Origin of the sequence: Bradyrhizobium sp. UFLA01-814 (assembly GCF_046718885.1) — a bacterium.
In the GTDB taxonomy this organism is placed as follows: Bacteria; Pseudomonadota; Alphaproteobacteria; order Rhizobiales; family Xanthobacteraceae; genus Bradyrhizobium; species Bradyrhizobium elkanii.
In genome coordinates this window covers 1-21,917 of record NZ_JAQOSR010000118.1, presented here as the reverse complement: position 1 = coordinate 21,917, position 21,917 = coordinate 1, and the positions used below count along the sequence as shown (strand labels likewise).

At 65.9% G+C, this 21,917-nt stretch carries 20 protein-coding genes and 1 pseudogene; 15 read left to right on the top strand and 6 right to left on the bottom strand.

Translation table 11 applies throughout. From position 1 onward, the window contains the following. Positions 1–20: 20 nt before the first annotated feature. Complete coding sequence (locus tag PMN64_RS29520; RefSeq protein ID WP_028335011.1) at positions 21–1,217, bottom strand: acetyl-CoA C-acyltransferase; 1,197 nt, start codon at positions 1,215–1,217, stop codon at positions 21–23. A 636-nt stretch (positions 1,218–1,853) separates the two neighbouring features. Beyond that, positions 1,854–2,021, bottom strand: a complete 168-nt coding sequence (locus PMN64_RS29515; RefSeq protein ID WP_162832415.1) for a hypothetical protein — start codon at positions 2,019–2,021, stop codon at positions 1,854–1,856. A gap of 194 nt (positions 2,022–2,215) precedes the next feature. On the opposite strand from PMN64_RS29515, the gene PMN64_RS29510 reads away from it, so the two are divergent. From PMN64_RS29510 to PMN64_RS29500, 3 genes are all read left to right on the top strand, one after another. Then, a complete protein-coding gene (locus PMN64_RS29510) occupies positions 2,216–2,860 on the top strand; it encodes a hypothetical protein (protein WP_411783194.1) in 645 nt (214 codons plus the stop codon). Between the two features lie 229 nt (positions 2,861–3,089). Continuing rightward, positions 3,090–4,346, top strand: a complete 1,257-nt coding sequence (locus PMN64_RS29505) for an MFS transporter (protein WP_411783193.1) — start codon at positions 3,090–3,092, stop codon at positions 4,344–4,346. Between the two features lie 141 nt (positions 4,347–4,487). After that, complete coding sequence (locus PMN64_RS29500) at positions 4,488–5,888, top strand: sensor histidine kinase (protein WP_411783192.1); 1,401 nt, start codon at positions 4,488–4,490, stop codon at positions 5,886–5,888. Between the two features lie 110 nt (positions 5,889–5,998). On the opposite strand, the gene PMN64_RS29495 is transcribed toward PMN64_RS29500, so the two are convergent. Beyond that, a complete protein-coding gene (locus PMN64_RS29495) occupies positions 5,999–6,769 on the bottom strand; it encodes an enoyl-CoA hydratase (protein ID WP_411783191.1) in 771 nt (256 codons plus the stop codon). Positions 6,770–6,991: 222 nt separating this feature from the next. Here PMN64_RS29495 and PMN64_RS29490 point away from each other — a divergent pair, with 222 nt between their 5' ends. Then, entirely contained in the window at positions 6,992–7,543 is a 552-nt protein-coding gene (locus PMN64_RS29490) for a PaaI family thioesterase (RefSeq protein WP_411783190.1), read from the top strand. 60 nt (positions 7,544–7,603) lie between these two features. Continuing rightward, the gene (locus PMN64_RS29485) at positions 7,604–8,215 is read left to right on the top strand and encodes a TetR/AcrR family transcriptional regulator (RefSeq protein ID WP_035633977.1); all 612 of its coding nucleotides are present in this window, start codon (positions 7,604–7,606) and stop codon (positions 8,213–8,215) included. Between the two features lie 147 nt (positions 8,216–8,362). On the opposite strand, the gene PMN64_RS29480 is transcribed toward PMN64_RS29485, so the two are convergent. Continuing rightward, positions 8,363–9,277 (bottom strand): LysR family transcriptional regulator, encoded by a 915-nt coding sequence (locus PMN64_RS29480; protein WP_411783189.1) that lies wholly within the window; start codon positions 9,275–9,277, stop codon positions 8,363–8,365. A gap of 121 nt (positions 9,278–9,398) precedes the next feature. Here PMN64_RS29480 and PMN64_RS29475 point away from each other — a divergent pair, with 121 nt between their 5' ends. The 9 genes from PMN64_RS29475 to PMN64_RS29435 all read left to right on the top strand — a co-directional run bounded on the left by PMN64_RS29475 (position 9,399) and on the right by PMN64_RS29435 (position 19,249). Further along, complete coding sequence (locus tag PMN64_RS29475) at positions 9,399–10,895, top strand: CoA-acylating methylmalonate-semialdehyde dehydrogenase (protein WP_411783188.1); 1,497 nt, start codon at positions 9,399–9,401, stop codon at positions 10,893–10,895. Between the two features lie 125 nt (positions 10,896–11,020). Beyond that, entirely contained in the window at positions 11,021–12,166 is a 1,146-nt protein-coding gene (locus PMN64_RS29470; protein WP_411783187.1) for an isobutyryl-CoA dehydrogenase, read from the top strand. Next, on the top strand, positions 12,163–13,245 hold the full coding sequence (locus PMN64_RS29465) for an enoyl-CoA hydratase/isomerase family protein (protein ID WP_411783186.1): 1,083 nt from the start codon (positions 12,163–12,165) through the stop codon (positions 13,243–13,245). Before PMN64_RS29470 ends, PMN64_RS29465 begins: the two co-directional genes overlap by 4 nt. Before the next feature lie 25 nt (positions 13,246–13,270). Beyond that, positions 13,271–14,158 (top strand): 3-hydroxyisobutyrate dehydrogenase, encoded by an 888-nt coding sequence (gene mmsB / locus PMN64_RS29460; protein ID WP_411783185.1) that lies wholly within the window; start codon positions 13,271–13,273, stop codon positions 14,156–14,158. 122 nt (positions 14,159–14,280) lie between these two features. Then, on the top strand, positions 14,281–16,005 hold the full coding sequence (locus tag PMN64_RS29455; RefSeq protein WP_411783184.1) for an AMP-binding protein: 1,725 nt from the start codon (positions 14,281–14,283) through the stop codon (positions 16,003–16,005). A gap of 13 nt (positions 16,006–16,018) precedes the next feature. Continuing rightward, the gene (locus PMN64_RS29450) at positions 16,019–16,498 is read left to right on the top strand and encodes a MaoC family dehydratase (protein WP_016846543.1); all 480 of its coding nucleotides are present in this window, start codon (positions 16,019–16,021) and stop codon (positions 16,496–16,498) included. A 194-nt stretch (positions 16,499–16,692) separates the two neighbouring features. Further along, positions 16,693–16,839 (top strand): hypothetical protein, encoded by a 147-nt coding sequence (locus tag PMN64_RS29445; protein WP_225159189.1) that lies wholly within the window; start codon positions 16,693–16,695, stop codon positions 16,837–16,839. A 269-nt stretch (positions 16,840–17,108) separates the two neighbouring features. Then, positions 17,109–18,026 carry an SDR family NAD(P)-dependent oxidoreductase gene (locus PMN64_RS29440; RefSeq protein WP_028344663.1) on the top strand — a complete coding sequence of 306 codons (918 nt, stop codon included), beginning with the start codon at positions 17,109–17,111 and terminating at the stop codon, positions 18,024–18,026. 2 nt (positions 18,027–18,028) lie between these two features. Beyond that, positions 18,029–19,249, top strand: coding sequence for an NAD(P)/FAD-dependent oxidoreductase (locus tag PMN64_RS29435; RefSeq protein ID WP_411783183.1), 1,221 nt, complete (start codon positions 18,029–18,031; stop codon positions 19,247–19,249). 99 nt (positions 19,250–19,348) lie between these two features. Here PMN64_RS29435 and PMN64_RS29430 read toward each other — a convergent pair whose 3' ends face one another. After that, the gene (locus tag PMN64_RS29430) at positions 19,349–20,566 is read right to left on the bottom strand and encodes an MFS transporter (RefSeq protein WP_411783182.1); all 1,218 of its coding nucleotides are present in this window, start codon (positions 20,564–20,566) and stop codon (positions 19,349–19,351) included. Positions 20,567–20,659: 93 nt separating this feature from the next. Here PMN64_RS29430 and PMN64_RS29425 point away from each other — a divergent pair, with 93 nt between their 5' ends. After that, positions 20,660–21,562: a LysR family transcriptional regulator gene (locus PMN64_RS29425; RefSeq protein ID WP_411783181.1), complete on the top strand. Its 903-nt coding sequence runs from the start codon at positions 20,660–20,662 to the stop codon at positions 21,560–21,562. A gap of 206 nt (positions 21,563–21,768) precedes the next feature. Here PMN64_RS29425 and PMN64_RS29420 read toward each other — a convergent pair. Continuing rightward, a pseudogene (locus PMN64_RS29420) lies at positions 21,769–21,917 on the bottom strand (D-TA family PLP-dependent enzyme); the annotation flags it as partial.

The window sequence follows — 21,917 nt, the reverse complement described above, 5'->3', positions numbered from 1 at the left end:
CCATGAGGGCAGGCAGTGGATCAGTGCGCGACCCGCTCAACGGCGATCGCGGTGGCTTCGCCGCCGCCGATGCACAGCGCGGCAACGCCGCGCTTCAGGTTCTGCGCCTCCAGCGCGTGCAGCAGCGTCACGATCAGCCGCGCGCCGGTGGCGCCGATCGGATGGCCGAGCGCGCAGGCGCCGCCGTTGATGTTCAGCCTGTCTCTGGGAATGCCGAGGTCGCGCTGCGCCGCCATCGCGACCACCGCAAACGCCTCGTTGATCTCGAACAGGTCGACATCGCCGACGCTCCAGCCGACCTTGTCGAGCAGTTTTCTGATCGCCGGGATCGGCGCTGTCGTGAACCACTGCGGCTCCTGGCTGTGGGTGGCGTGACCCTTGATCTCGGCCAGAACCGGCAGTCCATCGCGATCGGCGAGCGAGCGCCGGCTGAGGATCAGCGCCGCGGCGCCGTCGGCATTGGCGGAGGAGGCGGCCGGCGTGATGGTGCCGCCGGCGCGGAATGCCGGCTTCAGGCCGGGGATTTTCGCCGGATCGACCTTCAGCGGGTGCTCATCATTGGCGACGATCCGCGGGCCGGCCTTCTCGGCGAGCGTGATCGGCGCGATCTCGGCCTTGAAGGCGCCGCCCTCGACCGCCTTGCGGGCACGGCTCAGCGTCTCCATCGCGAACGCGTCCTGGTCGGCGCGGGTGAACTGATAGGCCTCCGCGGTCGCCTCGCCGAAATCGCCCATCGATCGGCCGGTCTCGTAGGCGTCCTCGAGCCCGTCCATCATCATGTGGTCGATGATGCGATCGTGGCCGGCGCGATAGCCGCCGCGCGCCTTCTGCAACAGATACGGCGCATTGCTCATGCTCTCCATGCCGCCGGACAGCACGATCTCGGCCGAGCCGGCCTTGATGATGTCGTGGGCGAGCATGGTCGCCTTCATGCCGGAGCCGCAGACCTTGTTGACGGTGGTGGCGCCGGTGGCATCCGGCAGTCTGGCGCCGCGCGCGGCCTGGCGGGCAGGGGCCTGGCCCTGGCCGGCGGGCAGCACGTTGCCCATGAACACCTCGTCGATGCGTTCGGGCGCGAGTCTTGCGCGCTCCAGCGCCGCCCCGATCACATGCGAGCCGAGCTTGTGCGCCGGCAGCGGCGCGAGCTCGCCCATGAAGCGGCCGAGCGGGGTGCGGGCGGCGGAGAGGATGACGACGGGATCGGTGCTGGTTGCCATGGCAGGATTCCCTTCAATGCCGGGGATTTGATTGAATTATTGTCATCATATGATGCAATGCAAAAAATGCAACTGTGGCTCTCATGACAAAATGTCGTGTTCGCATGAGTTTGGGGCTGGGATGCTCCACAATCACCAGTGTCGTCCTGGCGAAAGCCAGGACCCATAACCACCGCCTTCCGTGATGAACCGGATCGTGGCCCCAGCGCCGCGCAGCAATGGAGATTTGGGCAATGGGTCCTGGCTTTCGCCGGGACGACGATGAGGATGGTCCTCGATTCATGATGACACCAGGGAGAATGAGGAGCACGCGAGTCTCCACCGGTGTCGTCGCTACGAAAGCAGGGACCCATACGCCGCGGCGGATGTTGTTGAAGAGACTCGTCGTTCCAACATCGCGCAACCATCAACATCGGTGGTTATGGGTCCCTGCTTTCGCAGGGACGACACCGAGTGTTTGGCGCCCCTTGCGAGTCACACGTCCGCATTCTCGCGGCATGAATCGCCCGAACGCACACCGAGTTTCTCTTCGGATAAGGCGAAATGCTTTTGTCGCGAGGCCTTGCGCCGTCGGGCAAATCAATGATTGAGAATTTCGCCGGGCGGCGGCGCATCCGAGCTTGTCTGCGACCTGATCTAATCCGACCGCCAGGCGCCGAGCAGAAATCGTCGCTTCGGCGCGGAGCCCGCTTGTTTCTGCACGTCCGGCAGGTCGACGGCATGGCGCTTCATCAGCAGCCGGATCGCGATCGCGATGATCACAAAGGGCGTCAGGTAGATCGCGAAAACTTCGAAGGCGTTCATGTCGTCCTCCGCGGCTTCGGAACAGGCATGCTAGCACGATCATCTCGCGCGCGGGCAGCTAAAACTGTACCGGCGCCGCTGAGTTGGCGTTAACCGAATTCCGAACGCCGATCAATTCAAGGTTGCGGAATACGGGTCTGTTTACCGATCAGTCGCTAGGGCTGGCGGATCGTGCAATGGAAAGTCCCGCCGCAATGTCCGTGATCGCCGTCGAGCAGCCGTCCGCCCGCATTCCGCTCTCCGTCAAGATCGGCTTCAGCGCCTTCATGGCGGTCCTGGTGCCGGTGTACACCTACTGCTACGGGCCGACCAACTTCCTGTATTTCTGCGACGTCTGCCTGATCCTCACCTTGATCGGGGTCTGGACCGAGAACGCGCTGTTGATTTCGATGTGCGCCGTCGGACTCCTTGTGCCGCAAACATTTTGGGTGATCGATTTTCTCGCCCATGTCGCCGGCTACTCGCTCACCGGAATGACCGACTACATGTTCGACCAGAATCTCTCGCTGTTCCTGCGGTTCCTGTCGGGCTTCCACGGCTGGCTGCCGTTCCTGCTGCTGTTCCTGGTCTGGCGGCTCGGTTATGACCAGCGCGCGCTGATCGCCTGGAGCGTGCTGGCATGGGCGCTGCTGCTGATCTGCTACTTTGTGATGCCGGGACCGCGGCCGGACCCGGGCATGACTCCGGTCAACATCAACTACGTCTTCGGCACCAGCGACAGGGCGGCGCAAGGCTTCGTGCCGCCGCTGGTATGGCTGGCCGGCCTGATGATCGGCCTGCCGCTGCTCGCTTTCATACCCACCCATTTCATGCTGCGGCGCGCCGTGCCGCCGATGTAGGGCCTGCGACTCGCGAGGATACGCCATCCCGTCGCTGCGGATACCATCGTGCATGGCCGCATGCGGCGGCTTCGATTGACACCCATCGCCTCGGCGCTACGCTGCCGGAACAGGGCATTTTCCCAAGCGACTCAAGACAGATTCAAAGCGCCGCAAGCACGACCAAGAACCAAGACCCAGAAGAACAAGGAAAAAGGGCAGGACACGCCGTGACACGCGTCATCGCGTCTTGAGCGGGACCACGCGGACCTCCGCGCTCGCGCCATTTCGCATCCGCAGCTATCGCTTTCAATGGCCGTCCGATCTGCTCACCTCCTGGGCGTTCGAGGTCGAGACGCTGGTGCTCGGCTGGTACATCATGGTCGAGACCGGCTCGGTGCTGCTGCTGACCGTGCTGGCGTCGCTGCAATATGTCGGCACGCTGGTCGCGCCGGTCGTCGGTATGATCGGCGACCGCATGGGGCACCGCGATCTCCTCGCCGTGATGCGCTTTGCCTATACGGCGCTCGCCGGCACCATCATGACGCTGGCGCTGACCGGGCATCTCGCCCCGCTGAACGTCATGATCATCGTCGCGATCATGGGCGTGATCCGCCCGTCGGATCTCGGCGTGCGCGGCGCGCTGCTCGCCGACATCATGCCGCCGGAGCAGCTGGTCGGCGCTATCAGCCTGGCGCGCACCACGCAGGACTCGGCGCGTATCGCAGGAGCCCTGACCGGGGCCGGATTGTTCGCGGCGCTCGGCATCGGCTATGTCTATGTCGGGATCGCCGGCTTCTATTTCGTCGCCGCCATCCTGATGCTCTGCATGAGCCGCCCGAAGTCGCATGGCGCGACCGATCTCGCGGCCGACGCGCCGGGTTCAAAGCTGCTGCGCGACCTCAAGGAGGGCATTGTCTATGCCTGGAGCGGCCCGGGCATGCGCGCCGCGCTCTGCGTCGCGTTCCTCGCCAACCTCACCGCGTTTCCGCTCACCAACGGGCTCTTGCCCTATGTCGCGCGCGACATCTTCCATACCGACCAGACCGGGCTCGGCTATCTCTCGGCAAGCTTTGCGGTGGGCTCGCTGATCGGCTCGATCACGCTTAGCATGGCCGGCGGGGTACGCATCGCGCGGCTTCTGATCGGCGCGACGCTCGCCTGGTACGCCATGCTCCTGGTGTTCGTCGAGCTCCGGACCATGCCGGTCGCGATGGCCTGCCTGCTGCTCGCCGGCATCGCGCAGAGCATGTCGATGATCTCGGCCGCCGTGATGCTGATGCGCAATGCCAGCGCGCATCTGCGCGGTCGCGTCATGGGCGTGCGCATGATGGTGATCTACGGCCTGCCGCTCGGGCTGCTCGCCGCCGGCAGCCTGATCGACCTGATCGGCTACACCGCAACCGGCACGCTGCTCGCCGCCGCCGGATTCATCGCCATGCTGGCGATCGCGCTGCACTGGCGCGCCGACCTTTGGCCGACCCACGCCCCGGCGAACGCGCGGTGAGGGGCGCGGCGCGATGCCGCGCCGCGGTCGCCGACGCGCCAAAAGGACGCGACAGCGCAGGCAAGCTGTCGTAGATCATTTTCCACGCTCCCATTCCGGCGCCAAGACCTTTCATACTTTAGTACCGTAATGCTCCGTCTTTTGACCCGCCTTGGACTGCGCTTCGACGACACCGTCGAGGAGCGCCGATTTGTCGACCAGTACGTGAGGGGCAATATCGGCTGGACCCAGGTCGCGATGCTGCTCGGCGCCTTCACCTATGCCGGATATGCGTTCTGGGATTGGGTGCTCTATCCCGACGTGGTGGCGACCACGCTGGCGATCCGCGGCGGGGTCGCCGTGCTGGTCTTGCTGCCGCTCACCGCCTTGCTCTCGGTGCCCGCGATGAAGCTGTGGGCCGAGACGATTTTTCTGGTCTATTGCGTCGTTCCAGGCTGCGTGCTGCCGAGCGTCTACCTCGTGCTGCCCTCGGGATTCACCTATGCGGCGCCCGGCGTGATGATGGTGATCCTGTTCGTCTCGACCATGTTGCCGCTGCGGATCGGGCCGCTGGCGGTGTTCTGTCTCACGACATGGATTGCCCTGTGCATCGCTGAATCGCTCGGGCCTGCGCTGCCGCCGGGTTTGCGCTTCATCAATCATTCGCTCGTCATCAACGCATATGCGCTGTCGCTTTACGCCGTCGCCGCCCGCGAGTTCCGCGCGCGCCGGCAATTTCGAACGGCGCAGGCGCTGAAGCAGGAGAAGGAGCGCTCGGAAGCCTCGTTGCGCGATCTGCACGCGACGCAATCGCACCTCGTGCAGGCCGAGAAGCTGGCCTCGCTCGGGCAGCTCGTCGCCGGTGTCGCGCATGAGGTCAGCACGCCGCTTGGCCTCGCGCTGACCACGTCGACGACGATGGAGGCGGACCTTCGCGCGATGAGCGAGGCGCTGAACGGCAGCGCCGTCCGCCGCTCCGACCTGACAAGGGGCATTGCACGGATCGAGAACGGCCTTCGACTGACCTCGGAAAACCTGCATCGGGCATCCGAGATGGTGCACAGCTTCAAGCAGGTCGCCATCCATCAGGCCGACGAGGAGCGTCACACGTTCGAGCTCGGCGGATGGCTCTCTGATCTGATCTCAAAGCTCGGGCCGCTGCTGTCCCGTCAGGGATTGGTCGTCGAAGTCACGTGCCCGCAAGGCATCATCCTCAACAGCTATCCCGGCGCGCTGGCGCAGGTGATCAGCAACCTGGCGTTCAACGCGGCGGCGCACGCCTATCCCGATGGCGGCGGCGGACGCTTCACCATGACGGTGACGCAGCCGGATCAGGCGCTCGCCCGGATCGCTTGCGCCGACCAAGGCGTCGGCATCCGCGAGGATTTGCAGGCACGGGTGTTCGATCCGTTTTTCACCACCGGGCGGGAGCGGGGCAATATCGGGCTCGGTTTGCACATCGCCTTCAATACCGTGGTGTCCTCGCTCAGCGGGCGGATCGCGCTGGAGAGCGAGCCGGGCCGCGGCACGCTGGTCCTGATCGAGATCCCCGTCTCGAGCTGAGCGCGGGCAGCTAGCGTAGCCCGGATGAAGCGAAGCGTAATCCGGGGCGGTGGCGCCAGTCGATAAAGCTGCCCCGGATTTCGCTGCGCTCCATCCGGGCTACGAGGTATCTACCGCTTGCGATCCAAAAACCCCTGCAGCAGCCGCTGCGGCTCGCCGGTCTGGAACGACTTTCCGAACACGCCGACGCTGAGGTTCACTGACTCGGTCAACGGCAGCTCTTCCCATTGCCGCAGCAGGTCCTTCTGGATGCGCAGCGCTTCGGGGCCGCATTCCAGCAGCGCCTTGACGGTGTGCTCGACGGCGTCGTCGAGGCCGCCGGGCTTTGCCACGGTGTCGACCAGGCCCCAGGCGAGCGCGGTCGGCGCATCGATGTTCTCCGCGGTCATCATCAGCCAGCGGGCGCGGCCCCAGCCGATCAGGCGCGGCAGCAGCGCGGCGTGGATCACCGAGGGGATGCCGACGCGCACCTCGGGCATGCCGAACATCGCGTCATGCGCGGCGACGCGGACGTCGCAGGCGGCCGCGACCTCGAGGCCGCCGCCGAGGCACCAGCCGGGCAGGCGGGCGATCACCGGCGCGGGGAATTTGCGCACCGCCTCGCAGAGGTCGCGCAGCCGGCTGATGAATGCTTCGGCGGATGTCTGGTCGAGCGTCGCCATTTCCTTGATGTCGGCGCCGCCGATCATGCTGCGCTCGCTTTCGCCGGCGAGGATCACCGCGCGGATGGTGCGGTCGGCGGCCAGATGCTCAAAGCCCTCGCGCACGCCGTTGGTGACGGCGGAACTCACGATGTTCAGCTTGCCGGCGTTGCAGATCGTGAGGCGGACGACGCCTCTGGAGTCGCGGTCGATGCCGCAGTGGGGATTGAGCATGTCCATGGGTTGGTCCCGGCGCAGGAATTGATCGACAAGTCAATCCGGGATGGTGCGCAAGCACCAGACCCCGGAATCTCGAGATTCCGGATTCGACGCTTTGGGTCGCCCCGGAATGACTTGGGCCATGTCCCGGACAAAGCGTGGCTCTGTCAAGGGACCGGCGCGGCGGTTGCGCCGAGGGATGCGGATCTATAGAATTATATTCATCATATAAATGGAGCCGTCATGACCGCCGCCGAAAGCATCGATCTTCATTCGCCCGACTTAACGCGCACGCGCGTGGTGGAATGGCAGGCGCCCGGACCGATCGCGAAGGCGGCGGCGCCGATGTCCGGGATCGAGGCGATGCGCGCGATCCGCGATGGCCGGTTGCCGCCGCCGCCGATGGCCAAACTGATCGGTTTCCGCATGGCGGTGGTCGACGAGGGCCGCATCGTGATGGAACTCGAGCCGCATGAGAGCCTCGAGAACACCATCGGCCTGCTGCACGGCGCGACCGCCGCGGCGCTGCTCGATACCGCGATGGGCTGTGCGATCTCGACCATGCTGCCGGCGGGGCAGACCTCGGTGACCCTTGACCTCAAGCTGACCTATCTGCGGCCGCTGTCGGCACGTTCAGGCACCATCAGCGCCGAAGGCAAGGTGATCAAGCTCGGCCGCCAGACCAGCTACACCGAGGGCTTCGTCCGCGACGGCAGGAGCAATCTTGCGGTGCACGCGACCGCGACATTTTCGATGCTCGGCGGGGAACCCAAAATGGCTGACAAGGCGAAATAACTGCAGCATTCCGGCCGCAAATCTGCTATTATATGATTAGAAACATTCCATGAGACCGGCATGCGCTACTCGAAAGAACACAAGCAGGAGACCCACGCGCGGATCGTGAAGAAGGCCGCGACGCGGCTGCGCGAGCGGGGCGCCCATGGCATCGGCGTCGCCGACCTGATGAAGGACGCCGGCCTGACCCATGGCGGCTTCTACGCGCATTTCGACTCGCGCGAGGCGCTGGTGATCGAGGCGTTCAGCTACGCGATGGACCGTGCCATCGAGCGCTGGCGCAAGGTCGCCGCGGACACGCCACCGGAGAAGCGGCTTTCAACCATCATCGACGGCTATCTTTCGGCGATGCACCGCGACGATCCCGGCCAGGGCTGCGCGATCCCGGCGCTCGGCGCCGAGATCGCCCGCGAGAGCCCGAAGACCCGCAAGGCGTTTGCTCTCAAGCTCGACCAGATGATCGACATGATGGCCGACCAGATCATCGACGTGCCGCGCAAGGCCGCCCGCAAGCAGGCGATGGCGACGCTGGCGACCATGATGGGCACCATCGTAATGTCGCGCATCGCCGGCAGCGGCGAAATGTCCGACGAGATCCTGAGCGCGGGCCGCGAGGCGGTGCTGGGGCGCGCCGCGGCGGCCAAGGCGCCGGCGAAGAAGAAGGTGAATTAGCCGCGATCTTTCCCCATCGTCGTCCCGGCGAAGGCCGGGACCCATTACCCCAAATGGTCGTGGTGGCGCGGCGCTGGGGCCGCAGCGCGCTTCAACAACGCAATGCTGTGGTTATGGGTCCCGGCCTTCGCCGGGACGACGGAGAGACTACACCCCGCTGAACAGCGCGCGCTCGGCTTCCACCGTCTCGTAGATGTAATCCGCCACCGCGCGGATGCGGGCGAGGTCCTTGCTGTCGGCGTGCATCAGGAGCCAGAAGGTGCGGGAGATCCGCACCTCGTCCGGCAGCACCGGCTGCAACTCGGGGTGGGCGGTCGCCATGAAGTGCGGCAGCACGGCGATGCCGAAGCCGGCGATGGTGGCGTTGAGCTGGGCGATCAGGTTGGCGCTGCGGAATTTCGCGGAGATCTTTGGCGAGACCTGCGGCAGATAGTCGAGCTCCGGCGTGAACAAGAGCTCCTCGATGTAGCCGACGAAACGATGTCGCGGCAGGTCGGCGCGTGCGGCGATTGTCGGCGCCTGGGCGAGATAGGCGGGTGCGGCATAAAGCCCGAGCGTGTAGTCCAGGAGCTTGCGGCCGACGATGCGGCCTTCCTTCGGCATCGTCAGGCTGATCGCGATGTCGGCCTCGCGCTTGGAGAGCGAGAACAGCCGCGCGGTGGCGACGAGCTGCAAATCGAGATCGGGATACCGCTCGGCGAACTTGACCAGCCGTGAGGCCAGAAAGTGACTGCCGAAGCCGTCCGGCGCGCCGATCCGCACCGTGCCGGTGAGATGGGCGCGCGAGCCGCCGACCGCCTCCTGATTGGCGACGATGGTGGATTCCATCGCTTCCGCGCTGTCGGCGACGCGCTGGCCGGCCTCGGTGAGGAGATAGCCGGTCTTGCGCCGATCAAACAGTTTTGCGGAAAGGTGGCGCTCCAGCCGGTCGACACGGCGGATCACTGTGGCATGATCGACGCCGAGCTGCTTGGCGGCAGCCGAAACCGACCCGCCGCGCACGATAGCGAGCACGAAACGGAAGTCGTCCCAGTCGATTGTGCCGCCGCCTTGATCCAGCATTTCCGCACATCTATGGTGCAATTTATCGGACTTGAATCCCATAAAATGCAGGGTCAATAGGGTTTGTAAAGCGATCCCGCCGCGAGGAGCGGCGATTCAGGTGCTTCAGGGAGGTTTTTCCATGCGCTCAATCGGACATTTCATCGGTGGCAAGGAGGTCAAGGGCACGTCGGGCCGCACGGCTGACGTCTTCGAGCCGATGACCGGCGAGGTCCAGGCCAAGGTGGCGCTGGCCTCCAAGGCCGAGCTCCGCGCCGCAGTCGAGAACGCCAAGGCCGCGCAGCCGGAATGGGCCGCCACCAACCCGCAGCGCCGCGCCCGCGTCATGATGCGGTTCCTCGAGCTGGTGCAGCGCGACTACGACAAGCTCGCCGAGCTGCTGGCGCGCGAGCACGGCAAGACCGTTCCCGACGCCAAGGGCGACATCCAGCGCGGCCTCGAGGTCGCCGAGTTCGCCTGCGGCATCCCGCATTTGATGAAGGGCGAATACACCGAGGGCGCCGGCCCCGGCATTGATATCTATTCGATGCGCCAGCCGCTCGGCGTGGTCGCCGGCATCACGCCGTTCAATTTCCCAGCGATGATCCCGATGTGGAAGTTTGCGCCGGCGATCGCCTGCGGCAACGCCTTCATCCTCAAGCCGTCGGAGCGCGATCCGGGCGTGCCGATGGCGCTGGCCCAGCTGATGATCGAAGCCGGGCTGCCGGCCGGCATCCTCAACGTCGTCAACGGCGACAAGGAGGCGGTCGACGCCATCCTCGACGATCCCGATATCAAGGCGATCGGCTTCGTCGGCTCGACCCCGATCGCGCAGTATATCTACGAGCGCGCCGCGCAGACCGGCAAGCGATGCCAGTGCTTCGGCGGCGCCAAGAACCACGCCATCGTGATGCCGGATGCCGACATGGACCAGACCGTCGATGCGCTGATCGGCGCCGGCTACGGCTCCGCCGGCGAGCGCTGCATGGCCGTGTCGGTGGCGGTGCCGGTCGGCAAGACCACCGCTGACCGCCTGATGGAAAAGCTGATCCCGCGCGTCGAGTCGCTCAAGATCGGCACCTCGGTTGATCCGTCGGCCGATTACGGCCCGCTGGTGACCCGCGAGGCGGTCGAGAAGGTCAAGAGCTACATCGACATCGGCATCAAGGAAGGCGCGACGCTCGCGGTCGACGGCCGCGGCTTCAAGATGCAGGGCTACGAGAAGGGCTTCTACCTCGGCGGTTCGCTGTTCGACAACGTCACCAAGGACATGCGGATCTACAAGGAAGAGATCTTCGGCCCGGTGCTCTCGGTGGTGCGCGCCCACGACTATCACGAGGCGCTGGCGCTGCCGTCCGACCATGACTACGGCAACGGTGTCGCGATCTTCACCCGCGACGGCGACGCCGCGCGCGACTTCGCCGCCAAGGTCAATGTCGGCATGGTCGGCATCAACGTGCCGATCCCGGTGCCGATCGCCTATTACACCTTCGGCGGCTGGAAGAAGTCCGGCTTCGGCGACCTCAACCAGCACGGTCCGGACTCGATCCGCTTCTACACCAAGACCAAGACGGTGACCTCGCGTTGGCCGTCCGGCGTCAAGGAAGGCGCGGAGTTCTCGATCCCGACGATGAAGTGATTTCCGGGAACGTCATTGCGAGCGCAGCGAAGCAATCCATCTATCCCCCGCGTGGAAGAATGGATTGCTTCGTCGCTTCGCTCCTCGCAATGACGGTGGGGTAACCTTCAGGGCTAGGCGGCGAGATGCAGTTCGCTCTCAACGAGGACCAGATCGCGGTTCGCGACATGGCGCGGGCGTTTGCGGCGGAGAAGATCGCGCCGCACGCGCTCGAATGGGACGAGAAGAAGCACTTTCCGGTCGACGTGATGCGCGAGGCGGCAGGCCTCGGCATCGGCGGCATCTATATCAAGGACGATGTCGGCGGCTCGGCGATGACGCGGTTCGACGCCGCGCTGATCTTCGAGGCGCTGGCGACGGGCTGCCCGACCACGTCGGCCTTCATATCGATCCACAACATGGCGTCCTGGATGATTGATGCCTACGGCAACGACACCCAGCGCCACAAATGGCTGCCGAAGCTCTGCACCATGGAGCTGATCGCCAGCTACTGCCTGACCGAGCCGGGCGCCGGCTCCGACGCCGCTGCGCTGCGCACCCGCGCGGTGCGCGACGGCGATCACTACGTGCTCAACGGCCAGAAGCAGTTCATCTCCGGTGCCGGCAGCACCGACCTCCTGGTGGCGATGGTGCGCACCGGCGGCGACGGACCCGGCGGCGTCTCGACGCTGGTGATCGACGGCAAGACGCCGGGCGTGTCGTTCGGCAACAACGAGCGCAAGATGGGCTGGAATGCGCAGCCGACCCGCGCCGTGATGTTCGAGAACGCGCGCGTGCCGGTCGCGAACCGGCTCGGCGAGGAGGGCATCGGCTTCAAGATCGCGATGGCCGGGCTCGACGGCGGCCGGCTCAACATCGCGGCGTGCTCGCTCGGCGGCGCGCAGGCGGCGCTCGACAAGGCGCTGGCCTACATGAAGGACCGCAAGGCCTTTGGAAAGCGCCTCGACGAATTCCAGGCGCTGCAGTTCAAGATCGCCGACATGGCGACCGAGCTCGAGGCCGCACGCACCTTCCTGTGGCGCGCGGCCGCCGCGCTCGACCGCAAGGATTCGGACGCCTCCATGCTGTGCGCGATGGCAAAACGGTTCGGCACCGACGTCGGCTTCGAGGTCGCCAACCAGGCGCTGCAGCTGCATGGCGGCTACGGCTATCTCAGCGAGTACGGCGTCGAGAAGATCGTGCGCGATCTGCGTGTCCACCAGATCCTCGAAGGCACCAATGAAATCATGCGGCTGATCGTGTCGCGCAAGTTGATCGAGGGCGCGCGATGAATGATGCGGCGGCAGCCGAGGGCGATCTGATCGCGCGCAAGGAAGGTTCTGCCGGCATCATCCGGCTCAACCGGCCGAAGGCGATCAATGCCGTGACGCTGGAGATGTTCCACGACATCGACAGGGCGCTCGACCTGTTCGAAGCCGATCGCGATGTCGCTGTCGTCGTGCTGGAAGGCGCCGGCGACCGCGGCCTGTGCGCCGGCGGCGATATCCGCGCGCTCTGGGAAAGCTCCAAGGTCAAGGGCGATCTCGGCAAGATCCTGTGGCGCGACGAATACATCCTCAACGCGCGGATCAAGAAATTCCCAAAACCCTATGTCGCCTTCATGGACGGCATCGTGATGGGCGGCGGCGTCGGGCTGTCGGCGCATGGCCGCCACCGCGTGGTGACGGAGCGGACCAAGCTCGCGATGCCCGAGGTCGGGCTCGGCTTCTTCCCCGACGTCGGCGGCACTTATCTGCTGTCGCGTTCGCCGGGCGAGATCGGCACTTATTTCGGGCTCACCGGCACCACGATGAACGGTCCCGATGCGATCTACGCCAAATTCGCCGACGCCGTGGTGCCGAGCGCAAAGCTGCCGGCGCTGCGCGAGGCGCTGACCAAGGTTGCGCCGGGCACGGGTTCGGCCGAGATTGACCGGCTGATCGGAGATTTCGCCACTGGCGAGACGGCTGGCCCTGTCGCCGCGATGCAGGCCAGGATCGACGGCTGGTTCGCGCGCGGCCGGATGGAGGACGTCGTCGCCGCGCTGACGGCCGACGACTCCGACATGGCACGGGACACGCTGAAGACGCTCGGCGAGAAGTCGCCGCGCGGCATGGTGGTGACGCTGAAACTGCTGCGGCTGGCGCGCGCGACCGCGACGCTGGAAGAATGCCTGGTGCGCGAATATCGCGCCGCGCTCGAGGTGTTCGCCAGCGACGATTTCCGCGAGGGCGTGCGCGCCGCCGTCATCGACAAGGATCGCAATCCGACATGGTCGCCGGCCCGGATCGAACAGGTGACGCCGGAGATGGTCGCGCCTTACTTCGCCGAGATCGGCGCCGACGAATTGAAATTTCCTGATAGCAAATAGAAACGTCGCAAGCGGAGGACTTCCCATGGCAAACGTCGCATTCATCGGGCTCGGCAATATGGGCGGGCCGATGGCGGCCAATCTGGTCAAGGCCGGCCACAAGGTGACCGCGTTCGATCTGGTCGCGGCATCCCGCGATCAGGCCAAGAGCGACGGTGCCGCGATCGCCGAGAGCGGCGTCGGCGCGGTGAAGGGCGCCGATGTCGTCATCACCATGCTGCCGGCCGGCAAGCACGTGCTCGGCGTCTGGAACGAGGTGCTTCCGGCGATGGCCAAGGGCGCGCTGATCATCGACTGCTCGACGATCGACGTCGAAAGCGCCAAGCAGGCGCATGCGCTGGCCGCCAAGCACGGCTTGGCCTCCGTCGATGCGCCGGTCTCCGGCGGCACCGGCGGCGCCAAGGGCGCGACGCTGACCTTCATGTGCGGCGGTGAGGACAAAGCCTTCGCGACGGCCCAGCCGATGCTCGCCAACATGGGCAAGAAGATCGTGCATTGCGGCGCGGGCGGCGCAGGGCAGGCGGCCAAGATCTGCAACAACATGATCCTCGGCATTTCCATGATCGCGGTCGGCGAGGCTTTCGTGCTCGCCGAAAAGCTCGGCCTGTCGCACCAGGCGCTGTTCGACGTCGCCTCGACCTCGTCGGGACAATGCTGGTCGCTGACCACCTATTGCCCGGTTCCCGGCCCGGTGCCGACGTCGCCGGCCAACAACGATTACAAGCCGGGTTTTGCTTCCAACCTGATGGTCAAGGACCTGACCTTGGCGCAGGACGCCGCCAATGCGGCCGGCGCGGTCACGCCGCTCGGCAAGCACGCGCAGGAGATCTATAAGACCTTCGACGCGTCGGGCCACGGCGGGGTCGACTTTTCCGGAATTATCCAGCACGTTAGGGCTCTTGCCCCGAAGTAAACCGCCGTCATCCTGAGGTGCGAGCGGAGCGAGCCTCGAAGGATGGAAAGACGGTGTCTGTGGCCATCCTTCGAGACGCCGCGCTTCGCGCGGCTCCTCAGGATGACGTCAGGTGAAGCCGGATGACTACATTTCAGGACGCACGCGCCTTTCTGCTCGAGCACCGCACCGACTACGATGCCGCGGTGAAGGGATTTCGCTGGCCCGATCCGGTGCCGTTCAACTGGGCACTCGACTGGTTCGACGCCGAACTGGCTGATAATGCCGACAGCCGCGACCGGCCGGCGCTGTGGATCGTCGATGCCGCCAGCGGCAACGAGACCAAGCTTTCCTTCGCCGAGCTGTCGCGCCGCTCAAACCAGGTTGCAAATTTCCTGCGCGCGCAGGGGCTGAAGCGTGGCGATCATCTGTTGCTGCTGCTCGGCAATGTGGTGCCGCTGTGGGAGACCATGCTGGCGGCGATGAAGCTCGGCGTGGTCGTGATCCCCGCGACCACGCTCTTGACTGCGGATGAACTGCGCGACCGGCTCGACCGCGGTAAGGCGAGGGCGGTGGTTGCCACGCAGGATCAGGTCGCGAAGTTCGCAGGCCTCGGCAGCGACAACCTCGTTCGCATCGTGGTCGGCGCGACGCAGGCGCAGGACGGCTGGTTGCCGTTCGAGGATGCCGCCAAGCAGTCCGACGCATTCACGCCCGATGGCCCGACCAACGCCGACGACCCGATGCTGCTCTATTTCACTTCGGGCACCACGGCAAAGCCGAAGCTGGTGCGGCACAGCCAGCGCAGCTATCCGGTCGGCCATCTCTCGACCATGTACTGGATCGGCCTGCAGCCCGGCGACATCCATCTCAACATCTCCTCGCCCGGCTGGGCCAAGCATGCCTGGAGCTGCTTCTTCGCGCCGTGGAATGCCGGCGCAACGATCTTTATCGCGAACCAGCCACGCTTCGAGGCGAAAGGACTGCTTTCGATCATCGGCCGCTGCGGCGTCACCACGCTGTGTGCGCCGCCGACGGTGTGGCGGATGTTCATCCAGGAAGACCTCGCGAGCTTCAAGGTCTCGCTGCGCGAGGTGTGCGGCGCCGGCGAGCCGCTCAATCCCGAGATCATCGACCAGGTCAAATCGGCCTGGGGGCTGACTATCCGCGACGGCTACGGCCAGACCGAAGCCACCGCGCTGGCCGGCAACTCGCCGGGACAGAAGGTGAAGGTCGGCTCGATGGGCCGGCCGCTGCCGGGCTATCGCGTGCAGGTCACCGACAATGACGGCCACCCCGCGAAGGAGGGCGAGGTGACCTTGCTGCTCGGCGCCGCCCGGCCGGCCGGCCTGATGCAGGGCTATCAGGGCGACGACGGCAAGCTCATCGGCACCGACGGCGAGATCTATCGCAGCGGCGACGTCGTGTTCACCGATGACGAGGGTTATCTGACCTTCGTCGGCCGCACCGACGACGTGTTCAAGTCCTCCGACTACCGCATCTCGCCGTTCGAGCTGGAAAGCGTGCTGCTGGAGCATGACGCGGTGGCCGAGGCCGCGGTGGTGCCGAGCCCGGACCCGATCCGGCTCGCGGTCCCCAAGGCCTATGTGCTGCTGGTGTCGGGTGTCGAGCGCACTCCGGAGACGGCGCTGTCGATCTTCCAACATTTGCACACGCGGCTCGCACCGTTTAAACGCATCCGCAAGATCGAGCTGGTCACCGAATTGCCCAAGACGATTTCTGGAAAAATCCGTCGCGTGCAGTTGCGCCGGCTCGAACATGACGATGTCAGAAGCGATGCGTTGCGCGGTGTCGAGTTCCGCGAGGAAGAATTTCCGGAGCTGCAGAAGGTGCGGACCTCCGGTTAGCAGAGGTTAGCCAATGAACGAAGTCTGGAAGAAGCCGCCGGTGTCGCTGGAAACCTACCAGGGCATGGTCGGCAAGGAGATCGGCGTGTCCTCGTGGCACCTGCTGGATCAGGGCCGCATCGACACCTACGCCGACGTGATCGAGGATCACCAGTTCATCCATGTCGATCCCGAGCGCGCCAGGAAGGAGACCGCCTTCGGCACCACGATCGCCCATGGCTTCCTCACGATGTCGCTGATGTCGATCATGTCCTACGAGGTGATGCCGGTGCTCGAGGGCACCGCGATGGGCGTCAATTACGGCTTCGACAAGCTGCGCTTCATCTCGCCGGTGCGCTCGGGCAAACGCGTCCGCGGCCGCTTCGTGCTGGCCGAAGCCACGCTGCGCAAGCCGAAGGAGTTGTTGTCGCGCACCAACGTCACGGTCGAGATCGAAGGCGAGGAAAAGCCCGCGCTGGTCGCCGACTGGCTCGGCCTGATCTATTTCAGCTGAGGGTCACAAGACGCGGTTGTGTTGCAACCGCGAAGGGTTGCGCCACCTCTCCCGCAAGCGGGGGAGGTGCAGCGAGCCACCCCAATCTGTTTTTTAGGCGATGCGCTGCTCTGGCCCATGTAGCGCATTGACGGCTGTGTTCCCCGGTGTCCATGATGCCCGCTTTAGGCGGTGCGGTCCCGGGAGTGGCAGCCATGGTGCAAAACATCGTCGCCGGAATTGTCGTAGTCGCTTTGATTGTGATTGGCGCGATTAGCTACGCTCAAGAGCATCACGAGTGCTGGAGTGGGCATCTGCTCAAAAGCCTGAAACCCTGCGGGTCGATGACCCCTTCGGTCTGACGCGCCCGCTGGCCGTGCCTGGCTGCCCCGGCCGGGCTTGACCCGGCCATCCATCGCTGCTCAAAAGTCCCCAACCTTTTCATGCCGCTCGGGCATGTACCCTCTCCCCTTGTGGGAGAGGGTGGCGAAATCGAGCGGAGCGAGATGAAGCCGGGTGAGGGGTCTCTCTCCGCGTGCTCATCCGTGGAGAGAACCCCTCATCCGGCGCGCTCGCGCGCGCCACCTTCTCCCACAAGGGGAGCAGGGAAGTCAGAGCAGGAATGACAAGCATGGCAATCAGGTTTGACGGACGCGTCGCTATCGTCACCGGCGCGGGCAATGGTCTCGGACGGGCGCATGCGCTGGGGCTCGCCAGCCGCGGCGCCAAGGTGGTGGTCAACGATTTCGGCGGCGCGCGCGACGGCACCGGTGGGTCGCTGTCGCCGGCCGAGACCGTGGTCGAGGAGATCCGGAAAGCCGGCGGCACCGCGATGGCCGACGGCGCCGACGTCTCGAACTTCGAGCAGGTCACCGCGATGGTCGAGCGCGCCACCAAGGAATGGGGCAGCGTCGATCTCTTGTGCGCCAATGCCGGCATCCTGCGCGACAAGTCGTTCACCAAGCTCGAGGTTGCCGACTGGGCCAAGGTGCTCGACGTGCATCTCACCGGCACCTTCTACTGCTGCAAGGCGGTGTGGGCCGGCATGCGCGAGCGCAACTACGGCCGCATCGTGCTGACGACCTCGTCGTCCGGCCTGTTCGGCAATTTCGGCCAGGCCAATTACGGCGCGGCGAAGGCCGGCATGGTCGGCCTGATGAACGTGCTCGCCGAAGAGGGCCGCAAGAACAACATCAAGGTCAACACCATCTCGCCGACGGCTGCGACCCGCATGACCGAGGAACTGCTGCCGCCGCAGGCGCTGGCGCTGATGAAGCCGGAAGCGATCACGCCCGCGGTCGAATTCCTGCTCTCGGAGGACGCACCGACCCGCACCATCATGGGCGCCGGCGCGGGCTCGTTTGCCGTGATCCGCGTGCTGGAGACCGAAGGCGTCAACCTGCCGCAGTCCGAATGGACGCCGGACGGCGTCGCCGCGCACTTCAACGCGATCAGCGACATGTCGACCGCGAAGGCGCTGCAGGGCGCGTTCGAGCAGACGCAGAAGTATGTCGCCCAGGCCGCCGCACGGGCCGGGATCAAGCTCTGAGCATGACCGTCGCCGTCATCGGAGCCGGACCTGCCGGCCTGATGGCGGCGGAGGTGCTCGCCCAAGGTGGCGCACAAGTCACCGTCTACGACGCGATGCCGTCGGCTGGCCGCAAATTCCTGATGGCCGGCCGTGGCGGGCTCAATCTCACCCACTCCGAGCCGCTGCCGGATTTCCTTGCGCGCTATCGCGAGGCGCTACCGCGTCTGAAGGCTGCGGTCGAGGCATTTCCACCCGATGCCTTGCGGGCCTGGAGCGAGGCGCTGGGGCAGCCGACATTTGTCGGCAGCAGCGGCCGGGTGTTTCCCGTGGCGTTCAAGGCATCGCCCCTGCTGCGCGCCTGGCTACGGCGGCTCGATGCCGCGGGCGTTGCGTTCGCATTCCGGCACCGCTGGGTTGGATGGGACGCGCGCGGGGGACTGCTGTTCGACACGCCGGACGGTCAGCGCACAGTCAATGCCGATGCAGCCGTGCTTGCGCTCGGCGGCGCAAGCTGGCCGCGGCTCGGCTCGGACGGCGCATGGGCGGATATCCTCGCCGCAAAGGGCGTTGCCGTGGCGCCGATCAAGCCAGCCAATTCCGGCTTCACGGTTGCCTGGTCGGATATCTTCCGCGACAGGTTCGAGGGCCAGCCGCTCAAGGGCGTCGCGCTCACGATTGGTCCGGATACCGTGCGCGGCGAGGCGATCGTCACCCGCGCCGGCATCGAGGGCGGCGCCATCTATGCGCTGTCGGCGGAATTGCGCGAGGCGGTGCTCGCGAAGGGAACGGCGACGCTCAGCGTGGCGCTGCGGCCCGATGCGGCGCGCGACGAGCTGGTCGCGCGTCTGTCGGCGGCGAAGGGCAAGCAATCCTTGTCCAACTTCCTGCGCAAGGCCGCGCAGCTCTCGCCGGTCGGTATCGGCCTGCTGCAGGAGGCGGCAGTCGCCTCCAGCCGGTCGTTGGCCGCGCTGCCGCCGGCCGAATTGGCCGAACTGATCAATGCGGTGCCGATCCGGATCACCGGCGTGGCGCCGATCGTACGCGCGATCTCGAGCGCCGGCGGGATCAGGTTCGACGAACTCAACGCGCAGTTCATGCTGCGGCGGCTGCCCGGCGTTTTCGCCGCCGGTGAAATGCTCGATTGGGAAGCGCCGACCGGCGGCTATCTGTTGCAGGCGTCGTTTGCAACAGGCGTGGCAGCTGGGAAGGGAGCGTTACGATGGTTCGTGCAGAAATCGTAGCTTCGTAGGATGGGTAGAGCGAAGCGAAACCCATCATGTCTCCTCGCGGAAGCAAATTGATGGGTTTCGCTTCGCTCTACCCATCCTACAGGATACGGCTCACTCCGATCCCGTCTTCGTGGCGAGGTCGGTGATGAATCCAAGCACACCGAACGCCGCAGCCACCGCACACACCGCGGTCCATCCACCGAAGCTCCACGCCGCGGATGCCGCTGCCGCGCCCACCGCGCCGCCGATGAAGAACAGCGCCACGAACAGGCCGTTGATCCGGCCGCGCGCCTCGGGGCGCAGCAGGTTGACGGCGCGGCGGCCGAGCGTCTGGTCGGTGGTGATGCCGAGATCGAGCAGGATGGTGCCGAGGCTCAGCACGACGAGTGCTGCAATCCGCGACTCCAGTACACCGGCCCAAGCGCACAGCGCGAGCGATGCCGATATCAGCAGGTGCGAGCCGATCAGCATCGGCCGCGCCAGGCCACGGTCGCCCCAGCGGCCGGCCAGCGGTGTCGCGACAGCGCCGGCAACACCGATCAGCGCGAACAGCGCGATGCCCCTGGCGTCGAGCCTGAACGGCGCATCCGGCAGGCGCAGCGCCACGGCGGCCCAGAACGCAGTGAACGAGGCCATCACCAGCGCCGCGGTCCAGGAGCGAACGCGCAGCACCGGCTCCTCGCGCAGCAGGGTCGGGAACGAACGCAGCAGCGCGCCGTAGTTGACCTTCGCCGCCGGCTGCAGCGTCGGCAGGGTGCGCGCCAGTGCTGCGGCGAGCACCGTCATCAGCACGGCTGAGGTGACATAGTAGCCGCGCCAGTTCCAGCTGTCCGCGATCAGGCTCGCCATCGGCCGCGACAGCAGGATGCCGATCATCAGGCCGCTCATCACGTCGCCGATCGCCTGTCCGCGGCGCTCCGGCGGCACCATCGACGCCACCAGCGGCACCACCATCTGGATCGCGGCGCAGGAGGCGCCGAGGATGAAGGTGGCGGCGAGCAGGATCAGCGGCGTCGGCGCCATCGCGGTGCCGATCGCGGCGACGATGGCGCAGGCCAGCGTCCGCAGGATCAGCCGCTTGTTCTCGACGAGGTCGACCAGCGGCACCAGCAGCAGCAGCCCGAGCGCGTAGCCGAGAAGGGTCAGCGTCGAGATCAGGCCGGCCTGCAGCGCGGTCATGCCGAGCGAGCGGCCCATCAGGCCAACGAGGATTTGCGGCGCAAAGAGATTGGTGACGACGGTGCCGGTCGTGATGGCGCCGATCCAGATCAGGGGACGTACGGCGACGGTGCGTGCCGGGGAGAGTTTGGTGGCTTCGGAGATGGTCATGGGGCCTCGCGATGGAGTGGCGAGGCCCCCTTTAGGCGATGGGCATAATATGCTACAATTCAAATAAGATGATGAAGAATATGCGAGATTGTTATGAATACGCATGACCTTGTGGCGTTCGTCGCCGTGGTGGAGACCGGATCGATCGTCGCGGCCTCGGCGCGGCTGAACCTGACCCAGCCCGGCGTGACGCGGCGGATCCAGAATCTCGAGGAGATGCTCGGCGCGCAGCTGCTCGACCGGCTCTCGAAGCCGCTGAAGCCGACGGCGGCGGGAATCGAGGCCTATGAGCAGGGCCGCCGGCTGCTGCGCATGCTCGACGACCTCAAGTCAGGCGTCGCCAATGACGGTGTGGTGCGCGGCGAGTTCAGGCTCGGCCTGACGCCGTTCTTGTCGGAGGCGGGGCTCACCGGTCCGCTCGACGCGGTGCGCGGCGAATTTCCGGCGCTGGCGGTGCGCGTCGTCTCGGGCTGGTCGCCCAACCACATGGAGCGGGTCAGCCGCAACGAGCTCGATGCCGCGGCGATTTGCCTTCCTGACGGCACCGCGCCGCCCGACGATCTCGTGGCCTCCGACCTCGGCGCGCAGCCGGTGGTGTTCGTCGTCGCGCGCGAGATGAAGACGCCGAAGTCGGTCGATCTCGAATGGCTGTCGCGGACCGGGTGGGTGATCAACCAGGACGGCTGCGGCTTCCGCCAGACGCTGAAGCGCCATTTCGATGCGGCGCATCTGCCGTTCAACATCGCCGTCGAGGCTCTCGACAGCGAGCTGCGCCTGTCGCTGGTGGCGCGCGGGCTCGGCATCGGCCTCGTGACGCCGGTGGCGCTGAAACGAAGCCCGATCCGCAGCCGGCTCAAGGCCGTGAAGATCGCCGATTTCAATCCCGCGGTGCGCGCCTGGATCGTGCATCGCCCGCCGGCCGGCCGGCTGGCGCGGCCGATCGAGGTGTTTCGCTCGGCGCTGGATCGCGAGCTGCAGGCGCTGATGCACGGCTAAATGCGTAGGATGGGTAGAGCGAAGCGAAACCCATCACCTTTCATCTGCGCGGAAGCATGATGGGTTTCGCTGCGCTCTACCCATCCTACGGGAGCTTCGCGAGAGCGTCATGCCCGCGCAAAGGCTGCGCCTTTGTCGCTGGAGGTGCGAGCCGAGCGGCGCAATTGCGCCGATAGGGGAGCCTCGAAGGATGCGCGGGCGCTCAGTCAGCGCAGCTTGCCCCGGGCAGTCACCGGCAACGCACCGATGATCTCGTCGCCGCGAACCATCACGACCTCGTCCATCATGTTGACGACGACGCAGACATGATTGGGCACGATCCGCACCACGTCGCCGACATTGGGCCGCGTGTTGC

Coding starts and splice junctions, on each gene's coding strand:
- PMN64_RS29470 (WP_411783187.1), top strand. CDS start 11,021: ATGCAGTTCGCTCTCAACGAGGACCAGATCGCGGTTCGCGACATGGCG.
- PMN64_RS29445 (WP_225159189.1), top strand. CDS start 16,693: ATGGTGCAAAACATCGTCGCCGGAATTGTCGTAGTCGCTTTGATTGTG.
- PMN64_RS29515 (WP_162832415.1), bottom strand. CDS start 2,021: ATGAACGCCTTCGAAGTTTTCGCGATCTACCTGACGCCCTTTGTGATC.
- PMN64_RS29495 (WP_411783191.1), bottom strand. CDS start 6,769: ATGGACATGCTCAATCCCCACTGCGGCATCGACCGCGACTCCAGAGGC.
- PMN64_RS29465 (WP_411783186.1), top strand. CDS start 12,163: ATGAATGATGCGGCGGCAGCCGAGGGCGATCTGATCGCGCGCAAGGAA.
- PMN64_RS29425 (WP_411783181.1), top strand. CDS start 20,660: ATGAATACGCATGACCTTGTGGCGTTCGTCGCCGTGGTGGAGACCGGA.
- PMN64_RS29510 (WP_411783194.1), top strand. CDS start 2,216: ATGTCCGTGATCGCCGTCGAGCAGCCGTCCGCCCGCATTCCGCTCTCC.
- PMN64_RS29450 (WP_016846543.1), top strand. CDS start 16,019: ATGAACGAAGTCTGGAAGAAGCCGCCGGTGTCGCTGGAAACCTACCAG.
- PMN64_RS29520 (WP_028335011.1), bottom strand. CDS start 1,217: ATGGCAACCAGCACCGATCCCGTCGTCATCCTCTCCGCCGCCCGCACC.
- PMN64_RS29430 (WP_411783182.1), bottom strand. CDS start 20,566: ATGACCATCTCCGAAGCCACCAAACTCTCCCCGGCACGCACCGTCGCC.
- PMN64_RS29435 (WP_411783183.1), top strand. CDS start 18,029: ATGACCGTCGCCGTCATCGGAGCCGGACCTGCCGGCCTGATGGCGGCG.
- mmsB (WP_411783185.1), top strand. CDS start 13,271: ATGGCAAACGTCGCATTCATCGGGCTCGGCAATATGGGCGGGCCGATG.
- PMN64_RS29480 (WP_411783189.1), bottom strand. CDS start 9,277: ATGCTGGATCAAGGCGGCGGCACAATCGACTGGGACGACTTCCGTTTC.
- PMN64_RS29485 (WP_035633977.1), top strand. CDS start 7,604: ATGCGCTACTCGAAAGAACACAAGCAGGAGACCCACGCGCGGATCGTG.
- PMN64_RS29455 (WP_411783184.1), top strand. CDS start 14,281: ATGACTACATTTCAGGACGCACGCGCCTTTCTGCTCGAGCACCGCACC.
- PMN64_RS29475 (WP_411783188.1), top strand. CDS start 9,399: ATGCGCTCAATCGGACATTTCATCGGTGGCAAGGAGGTCAAGGGCACG.
- PMN64_RS29490 (WP_411783190.1), top strand. CDS start 6,992: ATGACCGCCGCCGAAAGCATCGATCTTCATTCGCCCGACTTAACGCGC.
- PMN64_RS29440 (WP_028344663.1), top strand. CDS start 17,109: ATGGCAATCAGGTTTGACGGACGCGTCGCTATCGTCACCGGCGCGGGC.